Annotated in this window: 12 protein-coding genes; 10 read left to right on the forward strand and 2 right to left on the reverse strand. The window is 72.7% G+C overall.

The window, feature by feature from the left end; genetic code table 11:
- Positions 1–304 precede the first annotated feature (304 nt).
- From GUY60_RS22870 to GUY60_RS22880, 3 genes are all read left to right on the forward strand, one after another.
- Entirely contained in the window at positions 305–1,333 is a 1,029-nt protein-coding gene (locus GUY60_RS22870; protein WP_161700791.1) for a C40 family peptidase, read from the forward strand.
- A 429-nt stretch (positions 1,334–1,762) separates the two neighbouring features.
- A complete protein-coding gene (locus GUY60_RS22875) occupies positions 1,763–2,785 on the forward strand; it encodes a C40 family peptidase (RefSeq protein WP_161700793.1) in 1,023 nt (340 codons plus the stop codon).
- A gap of 30 nt (positions 2,786–2,815) precedes the next feature.
- Entirely contained in the window at positions 2,816–4,006 is a 1,191-nt protein-coding gene (locus GUY60_RS22880; RefSeq protein WP_376771305.1) for a hypothetical protein, read from the forward strand.
- Positions 4,007–4,064: 58 nt separating this feature from the next.
- On the opposite strand, the gene GUY60_RS22885 is transcribed toward GUY60_RS22880, so the two are convergent.
- Positions 4,065–5,312, reverse strand: coding sequence for a glycosyltransferase 87 family protein (locus tag GUY60_RS22885; RefSeq protein WP_312866393.1), 1,248 nt, complete (start codon positions 5,310–5,312; stop codon positions 4,065–4,067).
- A gap of 153 nt (positions 5,313–5,465) precedes the next feature.
- Here GUY60_RS22885 and GUY60_RS22890 point away from each other — a divergent pair, with 153 nt between their 5' ends.
- Positions 5,466–6,617, forward strand: a complete 1,152-nt coding sequence (locus GUY60_RS22890; protein ID WP_161700797.1) for a glycosyltransferase family 4 protein — start codon at positions 5,466–5,468, stop codon at positions 6,615–6,617.
- Positions 6,618–6,740: 123 nt separating this feature from the next.
- Here the strand turns inward: GUY60_RS22890 and GUY60_RS22895 are convergent, their stop codons facing one another.
- The gene (locus tag GUY60_RS22895) at positions 6,741–8,534 is read right to left on the reverse strand and encodes an AMP-dependent synthetase/ligase (RefSeq protein WP_161700799.1); all 1,794 of its coding nucleotides are present in this window, start codon (positions 8,532–8,534) and stop codon (positions 6,741–6,743) included.
- 318 nt (positions 8,535–8,852) lie between these two features.
- Between GUY60_RS22895 and GUY60_RS22900 the strand changes: the two genes are divergently transcribed.
- The 6 genes from GUY60_RS22900 (at position 8,853) to GUY60_RS22925 (ending at position 13,680) form a co-directional block, all read left to right on the forward strand.
- Entirely contained in the window at positions 8,853–9,608 is a 756-nt protein-coding gene (locus tag GUY60_RS22900; RefSeq protein WP_161700813.1) for a metallophosphoesterase family protein, read from the forward strand.
- Between the two features lie 96 nt (positions 9,609–9,704).
- Positions 9,705–10,142, forward strand: coding sequence for an SRPBCC family protein (locus GUY60_RS22905; RefSeq protein WP_161700801.1), 438 nt, complete (start codon positions 9,705–9,707; stop codon positions 10,140–10,142).
- Between the two features lie 3 nt (positions 10,143–10,145).
- Positions 10,146–11,288 carry an ArsA family ATPase gene (locus GUY60_RS22910; protein WP_161700803.1) on the forward strand — a complete coding sequence of 381 codons (1,143 nt, stop codon included), beginning with the start codon at positions 10,146–10,148 and terminating at the stop codon, positions 11,286–11,288.
- A gap of 73 nt (positions 11,289–11,361) precedes the next feature.
- The gene (locus GUY60_RS22915; protein WP_161700805.1) at positions 11,362–11,826 is read left to right on the forward strand and encodes a DUF5304 domain-containing protein; all 465 of its coding nucleotides are present in this window, start codon (positions 11,362–11,364) and stop codon (positions 11,824–11,826) included.
- A 54-nt stretch (positions 11,827–11,880) separates the two neighbouring features.
- Positions 11,881–12,834 (forward strand): ROK family glucokinase, encoded by a 954-nt coding sequence (locus GUY60_RS22920; RefSeq protein WP_161700807.1) that lies wholly within the window; start codon positions 11,881–11,883, stop codon positions 12,832–12,834.
- A 96-nt stretch (positions 12,835–12,930) separates the two neighbouring features.
- Complete coding sequence (locus GUY60_RS22925; RefSeq protein WP_161700809.1) at positions 12,931–13,680, forward strand: endonuclease/exonuclease/phosphatase family protein; 750 nt, start codon at positions 12,931–12,933, stop codon at positions 13,678–13,680.
- Positions 13,681–13,699: the final 19 nt, after the last annotated feature.

Genomic DNA, 13,699 nt, shown 5'->3' on the forward strand with positions numbered 1-13,699 from the left:
GGGGCGGGGAGGGGGAAAGTCACCGCCTGCGGCATACAGCGGAGTACGCAACTCTCGTACCAAATGACCGATTTGCTGAACCGGTGGCGCTACACCGCGTCAAATGCACATCACAGCACGTGCGTTGAGAGTAAAGAATGCGCTCCACACTCGAGAATTTTTTCGTGAGGATTTGAAGGATCACGATGAGGTCACTTAGTGTCTGGGCTCGAACCTCCGCTCGGTTGATCACTCATTAGGGGTGACAGTGGGGGTCCCGCCCACCGCGATCGGTAGGCGGCTGGAGGAAGAAGGAGCCGCCCCCGTGGCGTCCCACCGTCGACCCAAGCAGCCGAGCCGCACGCGCGTGACCGTGCTGACCGCGACCGCAGCCGCTGCCGTGGCGCTCACTTCGCAGGCCGCACACGCCGACCCGAAGCCGAGCAAGAAGGAAGTCAAGGCCGAGGTCGACAAGCTCTACGAAGAGGCCGAGAAGTCCACCGAGAAGTACAACGGTGCCAAGGAGCAGCAGGACAAGCTCGAGGACCAGATCGACGACCTGCAGGACAAGGTCGCCCGTGGTCAGGACGAGCTCAACGAGCTGCGCTCCGGCATCGGTTCGCTGGCCAGCGCCCAGTACCGCTCGGGCGGTATCGACCCCTCCGTACAGCTCTTTCTCTCCTCCGACCCGGACTCGTACCTCGACAAGGCCTCCTCGCTCGACCAGTTGACGAGCAAGCAGGCCGACGCGCTCAAGGAGATCCAGTCGAAGCAGCGGACCCTCGCGCAGCAGCGCTCCGAGGCGTCCGACAAGCTCCGGGATCTCGAGGACACCCGCAAGGAACTGGGCGAGAAGAAGAAGGAAGTCCAGGACAAGCTCTCCGAGGCCCAGAAGCTCCTCAACACACTCACCGCGAAGGAGCGCGCCGCGCTCGCCGCCGCGGAGGAACGCGCCAGCCGCGACGCCGGTGACCGTGCCGACCTGGGCGACGCCGTGCCCGCCTCGCAGCGCGGAGCCGCCGCCCTCGAAGCGGCCAAGAGCAAGATAGGTTCGCCGTACGTGTACGGCGCCTCGGGACCCAGCTCCTTCGACTGCTCGGGTCTGACCTCGTGGGCGTACTCGCAGGCGGGCGTCTCCATCCCGCGGATCTCGCAGGACCAGGCCAACGCCGGTACCCGGATCCAGTCGCAGAGCGCCCTCAAGCCCGGCGACCTGGTCATCTTCTACGGCGACATGCACCACGTCGGCTTCTTCGCGGGCAACGGCCAGGTGCTGCACGCCCCGAAGCCCGGCGCTGCCGTGCGCTACGAGTCGATCAACAACATGCCGTACATGTTCGGCGTCCGTATCTGACGACTCCCGGGGGCCCCGCCGTCCCCAACGTGCCCTCCGAACGGGCGAATTCACCGATCGTGTGCTGACCCGGCGCCCCGTCGTCCACCTGCGTGGACGGCGGGGCGCCGGTGTTCCGCCGACGGTGTTGTGCGGCCGTCCCGCACGTCATGTGCTGGTAGCTTCCCGGCTGTTCGTCGGCGAGTGCCGCCGGACCTACCGCCGGACGGGCGGGAAGTGACGCCTGTGGAGGCCCTGCCGGTCCGGGACGACGTCCCGGGTCCGGGCCCGCGAAGCAGGAACCCGCCGGGAGCCGGTCCGCGCCGCGGAACGGTAGACCGGGTCCGCGGCCCGCACCGCGGAGGACGTCCGCCGAGCCGCTGCTTCCAGGTAACTCCGCCGCCCGCGAGGGCGGCGGAACGCAGCGGCCAGGAAGGAGCGACGTACCCCGTGGCGTCCCATCGCCGTTCCGCACGGTCCGGCCTCGGCCTCGACCGCAGCACCCGTGTCACCGTGCTGTCCGCCGCCGCGGCCACCGTGGCTGCCGCCCTCGCCCCGGCCGCCGTGGCGGACCCGCAGAGCACCCCCGCCGAGACCCGGGCCACCGTGGACCGCCTCTTCGAGGAGGCCGAGCGCACGACCCAGGCGTACGACAAGGCCGACGAGCGGTCCGACCGGCTGCGCCGTGAGATCGCACACGCGCAGGACGTCGTCGCCCGCGGCCAGGAACGCATCAACACCATGCGGGGCGCGCTCGGTTCGCTGGCCGGCGCCCAGTACCGCTCCGGCGGCATCGACCCCACGCTCGCCCTGATGCTCTCCGAGGACCCGGACGGCTACCTCGCCAAGTCCTCGACCCTGGACCGGATCAATGCCCGGCATGCCGGTGCCCTCGACAAGCTGTGGCGGGCGCAGCGGGACCTCGCCCAGGACCGCGCCGAGGCCACCCGCGCCCTGGCCGACCTGGAGACCTCCCGCGCCGCGGTCGCCCGGCACAAGCGCAAGATCGAGGGCAAGCTCGCCACGGCGCAGCGGCTGCTCAACTCGCTCTCCCCGCAGGACCGCGCGGCCTACGCGCAGGGCGCCGGGGCCGCCGGGCTCCCGCCGCTCACCGGCGCCCCCTCGTCGGCCCGCGCGGCGGCCGCCGTCGCCGCGGTCCGGCAGGCCGTCGGCCGCCCCTACGTGTGGGGCGCCAACGGGCCCAGCGGCTTCGACTGTTCGGGCCTCACACAGTGGGCGTACGGCCAGGCCGGGGTCGGCCTGCCGCGCACCTCACAGGCACAGCGCGGCGCCGGACAGCAGGTCACGCTCGCCGAGGCACAGCCGGGCGACCTGGTGACGTACCGCGACGACGCCAGCCACATCGGCATGTACATGGGCGACGGACAGGTCGTGCACGCGCCCTACCCGGGGGCCTCGGTGCGCTACGACCCGGTCGGGATGATGCCCGTCTCCGGCGTAACCCGGGTCTGAAACCGCGCCCCACCTCGTACTCTCGAAAGGGTGTCGGGTCGAGTGTGGAGCGGTCGGGCGGCGGGAGCATGTCTCGCCGCCCTCCTTCTGGGCACCTCCTGCTCCGCCCCGCCGCAGCGTGACTCCGCCGCGGCCGCCGTCGAACAGCTCCTGGAGCGCCGGGCCGACGCCGTGCTCGACCGGGACGAGGAGGCGTACGAGGCCACCGGGGACCCGGACGGCGAGGAGTTCGACAACCTCGGCCAAGTGCCGCTCGGGGCCTGGGAGTACCGGCTCGTCGACCTCGACCGCACACCTGCCGGCGCCACCGCCACGGCCGACCTCGCCTACCGCATCGACGGCTACGACCGGGCGCCCGTCACCGTGCGGCGCACCCTGGAGCTCGTCCGGCAGGGCGGGCGCTGGTCCGTGGCGGCCGAGCGGCCCGGCTCCGGCGCCGGGCGGCAGCTGTGGGAGCAGGGCGAGGTGACGGCGGTACGCGGGCGGCACAGCCTGGTCCTCGGCGTGGGCCAGGACAAGGCGCGGCTCGCCCGGTACGCGGAGCGGGCCGACCGCGCGGTGCCCGCCGTGCGCGGTGCGTGGGGTCACGCCTTGCCGGGCCGGCTCGTGGTCCTGGTGCCGCGCTCGACCGGCGACATGGCGGCGCTGCTCGGCGCCTCCGCCTCGGCCTACCAGGGCATCGCGGCGGTCACCACGGGCGAGGCGGGCGGCACCGGCCGGGCACCCGCGGACCGGATCATCGTCAACCCCGAGTCGTACGACGTGCTCGGTGACTTCGGCAAGCAGGTCGTCCTCACCCATGAGGCGACCCATGTGGCCACCCGCGCGCACACCTCGGCGGCCACCCCGCTGTGGCTGTCGGAGGGCTTCGCGGACTGGGTGGGGTACCGCGGTTCGGGGCGCGGCGCGCGGCAGACGGCGCCCGAACTCACCCGGGCCGTGCGCGCGGGGCAGGTGCCTCAAGGGCTGCCCGACGACGAGGCGTTCGGCTTCGAGGGCGACGCGGGACTGCTCGCGCGGGCGTACGAGAGCGGCTGGCTGGCCTGCCGGATGATCGCCGAGCGGCGGGGCGAGGACGCGCTGCGCGACTTCTACCGCGCGGTCGGCGCCCACCCGCGCCGGGCGGGGGCGGTCGAGGGCGCGCTGCGGGACGTACTGGGCCTGACGCCCGAGGAGTTCACGGAGCAGTGGCGGGCTTACGCGCGCGGGCAGTTGGGCTGAGCCGCGCGTCCCCCGCGAGACCCGGCCAGGAGCCGCCCGTCCCCCCCTCCGCGAGGGGTCAGGAGCCGAGCAGTTGGCCGTCCCGTACGGAGGGCTGGCCCGGCAGCCGCAGTTCCCTGGAGCCCGGCTCGGTCACCGTCCGCCGCCACAGGGACCGGCACGCGGTCACGGTCGCGGCGACGAGGAGGCCGTTGCGGAGCAGCAGCAGCGAGACGCCGAGCGGGTCGCTGGCCGCCACGTGCGAGAACCAGACCGGGAACTCCAGGAAGGTGACGCCGGTCGCGGCCAGGGTCAGGAGCGCGGGCGTACGCATGGGGCGGGCCCGGTACGTCAGGCAGGCGGCCGCGAGCCCCACCAGCCACAGCAGGTACTGCGGGCTGATCACCCGGCTCGTCGTCGTGAACAGCAGCACCGCCGCGAACGCCGCGTCGCACGGTGTGCTCGGCGCCCACGCGCGTGCCCGCAGCCGCCACAGCAGCAGCCAGCCGAAGGCGAGCGCGGTCAGGGCCTGCGCGCCGGTGCTCACCACCGCGACGTACGGGCCGAGGAATTCCACCGAGCCGTAGTTGAGCTGCATCCAGCCCTGCCAGCCGAAGGCGCGGGCCACATGGAGGACGAGGGCGCCCAGCGATTCCACCTCGGTGCCCCGGTCGCGCTGGAAGTCCAGGAAGGCGAGCGCGCCGGGCATCGTCACGGCGAACGCGAGCAGCAGACCGAGGACCGTACCGGCGGCCGTGGTCCACGCCGTGCGGGTGGCCGGGCCGCGCCGGGTGCCGAGGAGCAGCAGCGCGGGCCACACCTTCAACAGGGCGCCGAGGCCCACGAGCACGCCGAGCAGGCGCGCGCGGCGGGCGCCCGCGAGCAGCGCGCACACCGCCACGGCCGTCACCATCAGGTCGTACCTGGCGTACGCGGTCGGCCCGAGCAGCGGCACCCCCGCGGTCCACACCCAGGCGCCCGCCGTCCGCCTGCCGGGCCGCCCGCCCGCGTACCGGAGCAGCACGAGCACCGCCGCGTCGCAGCAGCAGGCCAGGACGGCGAAGGCCGTCAGGTAGTCGAGGAAGGGCAGCAGGCCGGGGGAGAGCACGGCGAGCGCGGCGGCGGGCGGGTACTGCCAGGTGACGTCGTCAAGCGGGAACGTGCCGGTGCGCAGGATCTCGTACCAGCCCTGGTAGATCACCTCGACGTCGCTGGTGACATCGGGGCCCGGCACGATCAGGACCTTGAGGACGCAGAGCAGCAGCAGGGTCCGGGTGAGCAGCCACAGCGCCAGGAGCCGGAGATCGGCCGGGAGCACGCGGTCCACCGGTAGCCGAAAGGTGAGCTTTGTGCGGATTGCGCCCGCCATGTGTACCTCATGCGCGTTCGTACGTACGTGGGGGGTGTCCGGAGCCAGCCATGATGCCGGGCGGCCATCGGCCGGGGCGTGAGGCGCGGCCGTTCGGTACTGTCGGCGGCGATGCGCCAGACACCGAAGACTCTGCTCGTGACCAACGACTTCCCGCCCCGCCCCGGCGGCATCCAGGCCTTCCTGCACAACATGGCGCTGCGCCTGGACCCGGACCGGCTCGTCGTCTACGCCTCCACCTGGAAGCGCGGCCGCGAGGGCGCCGAGGCCACCGCGGCCTTCGACGCCGAACAGCCCTTCACCGTGGTGCGCGACCGCGCGACGATGCTGCTCCCGACCCCGCGCGTGACCCGCCGCGCGGTCGGCCTGCTCAAGGAGCACGGCTGTACGTCGGTGTGGTTCGGGGCGGCGGCGCCGCTCGGCCTGATGGCGCCCGCGCTGCGCCGTGCCGGGGCGGAGCGCCTGGTCGCCACCACACACGGGCACGAGGCCGGCTGGGCCCAACTCCCGGTGGCGCGCGGCCTGTTGGGGCGGATCGGTGAGTCCACGGACACGATCACGTACCTCGGTGAGTACACCCGGTCGCGGATCGCGCGTGCGCTGAGCCCCGCGGCCGCGGCGCGCATGGCCCAACTCCCGCCCGGGGTCGACGAGAAGACCTTCCACCCCGGCTCGGGCGGCGACGAGATCCGGGCCCGGCTCGGCCTCAGCGACCGGCCGGTCGTGGTGTGCGTCTCGCGTCTGGTGCCGCGCAAGGGGCAGGACACCCTGATCCGCGCGCTGCCCGCGATCCTCGCGCAGGTGCCGGACGCGGTGCTCCTGATCGTCGGCGGCGGCCCGTACGAGAGTGAGCTGCGCAAGCTCGCGGCGGCGACCGGTGTGGCCGGTTCGGTGCGCTTCACGGGTGCGGTGCCCTGGGAGGAACTGCCCGCCCACTACGGCGCGGGCGACGTCTTCGCCATGCCCTGCCGTACGCGCCGTGGCGGCCTCGACGTGGAGGGCCTCGGCATCGTGTACCTGGAGGCCTCGGCGACGGGCCTGCCGGTGGTGGCGGGCGACTCGGGCGGTGCGCCGGACGCGGTGCTCGACGGCGAGACCGGCTGGGTCGTCCGAGGGGACGCCCCCTCGGAGACCGCCGACCGCATCGTCACGCTCCTCCAGGACCCGGAGCTGCGCGCCCAGATGGGCAAGCGCGGCCGCGCGTGGGTCGAGGAGAAGTGGCGCTGGGATCTGCTCGCGGAGCGGCTGCGGGAGTTGCTTTAGCGCCCAAAGGGCTGCCGCCGGGCGTCTGTTGCGCGGCTGTCCCCCGGCGTGGGCTGAGCGCGCAGTTCCCCGCGCCCCTGAAAAGGGTCGCGGGGAACCCCGCGACCGGGAGGGGGCCGGGGCTCAGCCCCGGTAAAGCGCCTCGATCTCGTCCGCGAAGTCCTTCGCCACCACATTCCGCTTCAGCTTCAGCGACGGCGTGAGGTGCCCCGACTCCTCCGTGAACTGCGAGGCCAGCACCCGGAACTTGCGTACCGACTCCGCCTTGGACACCGCCGCGTTGCCGTCGTCCACCGCGCTCTGGACGGCCGCGAGCAGCTCCGGGTCGTCGCACAGGTCGGCCGCGGACTTGGCGGACTTGCCGTGCTCCTCGGCCCAGCGGCCGATGAACTCCTCGTCCAGGGTGACCAGGGCGCCCACGAACGGCCGTGCGTCGCCGACCACCATGCACTCGGCGACCAGGGCGTGCGCGCGGATCCGGTCCTCGATCACCGCCGGGGCGACGTTCTTGCCGCCCGCGGTGACGATGATCTCCTTCTTGCGGCCGGTGATCGCGAGGTAGCCGTCCTCGTCGAGGGTGCCGATGTCACCGGTGTGGAACCAGCCGTCGGCCAGGGCCTCTTCGGTCGCGCCGGGGTTGTTCCAGTACTCCTTGAACAGGTGCTCGCCGTGCAGCAGCACCTCGCCGTCGTCCGCGATCCGGACGACCGAGCCGGGCAGCGGCTGGCCGACCGTGCCGATCTTCTGCCGGTCCCACGGGTTGAAGGCGGTCGCGGCGCAGGACTCCGTCAGGCCGTACCCCTCAAGAACCGTGAAGCCGATGCCGCGGAAGAAGTGCCCGAGCCGCTCACCGAGCGGCGCGCCACCGGAGATCGCGTACTCGCCGCGGCCGCCGAGCACCGCGCGCAGCTTGCTGTAGACCAGCTTGTCGAAGGTCTTGTACTTGAGCTTGAGGCCGAGCGACGGGCCGGACGGGGTGTCGAGCGCGCGGCTGTACGCGATGGCCGTGTCCGCGGCCTTGTCGAAGATCTTGCCCTTGCCGTCCGCCTGGGCCTTGGCCCGCGCCGAGTTGTAGACCTTCTCGAAGACGCGGGGCACACCGAGGATCAACGTCGGCCGGAAAGAGGCCAGTTCGTCCGTGAGGTTCTTGATGTCCGGTACGTGACCGAGCTTGATCGGCGCCATCATCGGCGCCACCTGGACCAGACGCCCGAAGACATGGGCGAGCGGCAGGAACAGCAGCACCGAGCACTCGCCGGTACGGAACAGCGGGCGCAGCCGCTCCACGATGTTGCCGCACTCCGCGAAGAAGCTGCGGTGGCTCAGCACGCAGCCCTTGGGGCGGCCCGTGGTGCCGGAGGTGTAGACGATGGTCGCCGGGTCGTCGGCCTTCGCGAGCGAGCCGCGCTCCTCGACGGTCTCGTCGGCGATGTCGGCGCCCGCGCGGCGCAGCTCGTCGAGGCCGCCCGTCTCGATCTGCCAGACGTGCGTGAGGTCCGGCAGCCGGTCGCGGACCGACTCGACGGCCTCGGCGTGCGCGTCCAGCTCGACCAGGCAGGCCACCGCGCCGGAGTCGCCGAGGATCCACTGGACCTGCTCGGGCGAGCTGGTCTCGTACACCGGGACCGTGACCGCGCCCGCGCTCCAGATGGCGAAGTCGAGCAGGGTCCACTCGTAGCGGGTGCGGGACATCAGGCCGACCCGGTCGCCGGGGCCGACGCCGGCGGCGATCAGGCCCTTGGCCACGGAGGTCACCTCGGCGAGGAACTCCTTGGCCGAGATGTCCTGCCAGGTGCCGTTCACCTTGCGGCCGATGACGGCAACATCCGGGTGCTGCGCGGCGTTTCGGCGCACGATGTCGGTCAGATTGCCGTCCGCAGGGACCTCGTACAGGGCCGGAAGGCTGAACTCGCGCAAGACTGCTGCTCCTCATAGGGCACCGACGCCACGACGTTGTGCGATGCGACGGTGCGGTCCAAGATCGGGCAGGTGCTCGGTACCGAAATCGCTGGTGGGGGGACTGAGCACGACTGGACTGCCCGGACGTTACCCATCGGTACTGCTTTTTCGATAGGGGGGACGGGCCAGATGTTCGGTGCGTCACACGTCGCGGAGTTCCTTCGCGCACAGTAATCCACGCTTTGGGCGACTCGGAAGTAACCGCAGGTCCAGCCGCTCTACCGCCTCCGGGCCCGGAGTTCTAGGGTGATCGCCATGGCAGGTACGCGGGTCCATGTGGTGAGCGACGTGCACGGCAACGCGGAGGCACTCGCCCGCGCGGGCCACGGCGCCGACGCCCTGATCTGCCTCGGCGACCTGATCCTGTTCCTCGACTACGCGGACCACTCGCGCGGCATCTTCCCCGACCTCTTCGGCGCCCGGAACGCCTCCCGCCTGGTCGAGCTACGCACCGAGCGCCGCTTCGACGAGGCCCGCGAACTGGGCGCGCGACTCTGGGGCGACCTGGACACGGACCGCGCCACGGCCATCGAGGAAGCGGTCCGCAAGCAGTACGCCGAGCTGTTCGCGGCCTTCCCGAACCCGACGTACGCCACCTACGGCAACGTCGACATGCCGGCCCTCTGGAGCGAGTACGCCCGGCCGGGCACCACCGTCCTCGACGGCCAGCGGGCCGAGATCGGCGGCCTGGTCTTCGGCTTCGTCGGCGGCGGCCTCAAATCCCCGATGCGCACCCCCTACGAGATCAGCGACGAGGAGTACGCGGCCAAGATCGAGGCCGTCGGCGAGGTCGACGTGCTCTGCACGCACATCCCGCCGGAGGTCCCGGAGCTGGTCTACGACACGGTGGCCCGCCGCTTCGAGCGCGGCAGCCGCGCCCTCCTCGACGCCATCCACCGCACCCGGCCCCGGTACGCCCTCTTCGGCCACGTGCACCAGCCGCTGGTCCGGCGCATGCGGATCGGCGCCACGGAGTGCGTGAACGTCGGGCACTTCGCGGGCAGTGGCACCCCCTGGGTCCTGGAATGGTGAACGACGGGGGCGCGGTAGCCTTCACGGCGGGCGCCGCGCACGTCGTGGGCCGCCCGCCACACCCCCCGACGGGACCGCACTGGAGGAGCCACCGCGATGGCGGAACACACCAGCTCGAGCATTGAGATCGAGGCGGCGCCGGCCGACGTCATGGGGGTGATCGCCGACTTCGCCCGCTACCCGGACTGGACCGGCGAGGTGAAGGAGGCCGAGGTCCTCGCCGCCGACGGGCAGGGCCGCGCCGAGCAGGTGCGCCTCGTCATGGACGCCGGCGCGATCAAGGACGACCAGGTCCTCGCGTACACCTGGACCGGGGACAACGAGGTCAGCTGGACCCTGGTCAAGTCCCAGATGCTGCGCGAGCTCCGGGGCTCCTACGTCCTCGCGGCCGCTGGTAAGGGCACCGAGGTCACGTACACGCTGACCGTGGACGTGAAGATCCCCATGCTCGGGATGATCAAGCGCAAGGCCGAGAAGGTCATCATCGACCGGGCACTCGCGGGCCTCAAGAAGCGGGTCGAGTCGGGCGCCTGAGCCATGCGCACCCTCTTCGTCACCGGCCCCGGCGGCAGCGGCCGGACCACCGTCGCCGCGGCCACGGCACTCGCCGCCGCGCGCGCCGGACAGCGCACCCTGCTGCTGACCGCCGACCGCCACGACACCCTGTCGGCAGCGCTCGGTGACACCGACGTACCCGGCCTCACCGTGCACCGGGTGGACAGCGCCGCCCACTTCCGGCGCGAACTCCTCGCGCTCCAGGACCGGGCCGGCAGCGGCCTGGACATGTTCGGGGCCCAGCGCCTCGACGACGAGGAGCTCACCGAACTGCCCGGCGCGGGCGAACTCGCCCTGCTCCGCGCCGTCCGGGACGCCGCCGCGCGGCCCTGCGACCGGATAGTCGTCGACCTGCCGCCCGCGCCGCAGGCCCTCGCGCTGCTCGCGCTCCCCGCGCAACTGCGCCGCTACCTGCGCCGGCTGCTGCCGCCGGAACGGCAGGCCGCCCGTGCGCTGCGCCCGATGCTCGCGCAGCTCGCGGGCGTACCGATGCCCGCGCAGTGGCTGTACGAGACCGCCGCCCGCTGGGACGAGCACCTCGCCGCCGTCCAGTCCGTGATCGAGGCCGACACCACCGCCGTACGCCTCGTCGCGGAGCCCGGACCCGCCGGATCCGACGCCGTACGCACCGCCGCCACCGGCCTCGCGCTGCAGGCCCTTCCCGTCGAACTGCTCGTGGCGAACCGGGTGTTCCCGCAGTCCGCCGCCGACCCGTGGCTCGCCCCGATCGTCGCCCAGCAGCAGAAGACGCTCGCCGACTGGCGTCCGGCGCACCCGCTGCACATCGCCGCCCACCTGGGCCGGGACCCGCACGGCGGCGACGACCTGGCCGCGCTCGCGCTGCCCGCGCCGGGCGACGCCCCGACGGTGCGCTGGCCGGTCGAGGACCGGCTCGCCGAGGACGGCTTCCTGGTGTGGCGGCTCCCGCTTCCCGGCGCCGTCCGCGAGGAGCTGGACCTGGTGCGCCGCGGCGACGAACTCGTCGTCACCGCCGGGCCGTTCCGCCGCATGGTGTCGCTGCCGTCCGCGCTGCGCCGCTGCACCGTCGCGGGCGCCGGCCTCAGCGACGGCGAGCTGCGCATCCGGTTCACGCCCGACCCGGGCCTGTGGCCGCAGGGACGGTGAACGGCATACGGCCGTTCGGGTACCGTCGACAGTACGCAGCCACGTACCGCCGGACCCGCCGCAGGAGCCTCCCATGAGCGACAACGAGCGCACCGCACCAGACACCGACGCCTGGGAGAAGGCCTGCGCCGAGGACCTCGCCGCCGAGCAGGCCCGCCGCCGGTCCGAGCAGGGCACCGAGCCAGGCTCCGCCGCCGAGGAGCTGCGCAAGCTGGTCGACGCCGTCGCCGACAAGCTCTCCTCCCTCCAGACCCCGATCGGCGGGCTCGCCGCCCAGGGCGCCGTGCAGCACCTCGTCGACCAGGCCAAGGCCGCCGTCGAGCCGGTCATCGAGCGCAACCCCGAGGTCTTCGACCACCTCGCGGCCGCGGGCAACGAACTCCTCGCCGCGTACCGCAGCGCCGTCTCAGGACATGAGCGCCGCTGGACCACGGGCTGGGACGACCGCAAGCCGGACGATCCGCGCACCGGCGAAGGGAACACGGACGACCGCGGCCCCGAGGGCACCGGCGGTGGCGAGCACATCGACCTGGACTGACGGCCCCCTCGGGTACGGTTGGCCCCAGCGGGGTTCGACCGAACTGAGGGACACATGGGACTCACCATCGGCGTCGACATCGGCGGTACCAAGATCGCGGCAGGCGTCGTCGACGAAGAGGGCAACATCCTCTCCACCCACAAGGTGCCGACTCCCAGCACGCCGGAGGCCATCGTCGACGCCATCGCGTCGGCCGTCGAGGGCGCACGGGCCGGCCACGAGATCGTCGGCGTGGGCATCGGAGCCGCGGGATACGTCAACCGCCAGCGTTCCACGGTGTACTTCGCGCCCAACATCGACTGGCGCCAGGAACCGCTGAAGGAGAAGGTCGAGGCCCGCGTCGGCCTCCCGGTGGTCGTGGAGAACGACGCCAACGCCGCGGCCTGGGGCGAGTACCGCTTCGGCGGCGGCAAGGGCCACCGCAACGTCATCTGCATCACGCTCGGCACCGGCCTCGGCGGCGGCATCATCATCGGCAACGAGCTGCGCCGCGGACACTTCGGCGTGGCCGCCGAGTTCGGCCACATCCGGATGGTCCCGGACGGCCTGCTCTGCGGCTGCGGCAGCCAGGGCTGCTGGGAGCAGTACGCCTCGGGCCGCGCCCTCGTGCGGTACGCACAGCAGCGCGCCAACGCCACCCCGGAGAACGCCGAGATCCTCCTCGGGTACGGCGACGGCACCCCCGAGGGCATCGAGGGCAAGCACATCTCCATGGCCGCGCGGCAGGGCGACCCGGTCGCCGTGGACTCCTACCGCGAGCTGGCCCGTTGGGCCGGTGCGGGCCTCGCCGACCTGGCGTCCCTCTTCGACCCGTCCGCGTTCATCATCGGCGGCGGCCTCTCGGACGAGGGCGAGCTGGTCCTCGACCCGATCCGCAAGTCGTACAAGCGCTGGCTCGTCGGCAGCAACTGGCGCCCGGTAGCCGAGGTCATCGCCGCCCAACTGGGCAACAAGGCGGGCCTGGTGGGCGCCGCCGACCTCGCCCGGCAGCCCGACCCGGTGATGTAACGGGCACCGCTTTCTGCGAACGCCCGCCGCTTCCGTACGGAGGCGGCGGGCGTTTTCAGCGCTGCGGGCGGGGGCGTTTCCCGTACCGTGATCTTCATGACCGCCCTCCCCAACTCCCGTACAGAGCCGGATGGTTCGGCCGTCATCCGCGTCCTCAGCTACAACATCCGCTCGATGCGCGACGACACCGACGCTCTCGCCCGTGTCATCGCCGCCTGCGCCCCCGACCTCGTGCTGATCCAGGAGGCGCCGCGGTTCTTCCGCTGGCGCAAGAAGCTGGCCCGGCTCGCCGCCGCGTCCGGCCTGGTGATCCTCTCCGGCGGCGGCACGGCGGCCGGGCCCGCGCTGCTCTGCTCGCTGCGGGCCACCGTCGAACGCACCTCGGACGTGCTCCTTCCGCTCACCCCCGGTCTGCACCGGCGCGGCTTCGCCACCGCCGTGGTCCGCTTCGGCGGCGCCCGCATCGGCGTCCTCAGCTGCCATCTGAGCCTGCAGAGCGACGAGCGGTACGCCCAGGGCGGCCTGCTCCTCGACCAGTTGGCCGACCTCGGCACCGAGCACACCGTCGCGGGCGGCGACCTCAACGACCGGCCCACCGGCCGTACGTTCCGCCGGCTCGCCGCCGCCCTTCAGGACTGCTGGGCGGTCGCGCCGTGGGGCGGCGAGTACACCTCGATCCCCACCAACCCGCACCAGCGCATCGACGCGATCTTCGCCGGGGGCGGTGTCGAGGTGCTCGGCTGCGGGGTTCCCGAGGCGCGCGACGGCCTCACCGAGGCGGACCTGCGGGCGGCCACGGATCACCTGCCGGTGCTGGCTGCGCTGAGGGTGCCGGCTGCGGGGTAGGGGGCTTTTTCCCCTCCCC

Source organism: Streptomyces boluensis (assembly GCF_009908195.1).
In the GTDB taxonomy this organism is placed as follows: domain Bacteria; phylum Actinomycetota; class Actinomycetes; order Streptomycetales; family Streptomycetaceae; genus Streptomyces; species Streptomyces boluensis.

Bases quoted from the DNA above. Each gene is read 5' to 3' on its own strand.
- GUY60_RS22910 (WP_161700803.1), top strand. From the start codon at position 10,146: ATGCGCACCCTCTTCGTCACCGGCCCCGGCGGCAGCGGCCGGACCACC.
- GUY60_RS22905 (WP_161700801.1), top strand. From the start codon at position 9,705: ATGGCGGAACACACCAGCTCGAGCATTGAGATCGAGGCGGCGCCGGCC.
- GUY60_RS22890 (WP_161700797.1), top strand. From the start codon at position 5,466: ATGCGCCAGACACCGAAGACTCTGCTCGTGACCAACGACTTCCCGCCC.
- GUY60_RS22920 (WP_161700807.1), top strand. From the start codon at position 11,881: ATGGGACTCACCATCGGCGTCGACATCGGCGGTACCAAGATCGCGGCA.
- GUY60_RS22915 (WP_161700805.1), top strand. From the start codon at position 11,362: ATGAGCGACAACGAGCGCACCGCACCAGACACCGACGCCTGGGAGAAG.
- GUY60_RS22925 (WP_161700809.1), top strand. From the start codon at position 12,931: ATGACCGCCCTCCCCAACTCCCGTACAGAGCCGGATGGTTCGGCCGTC.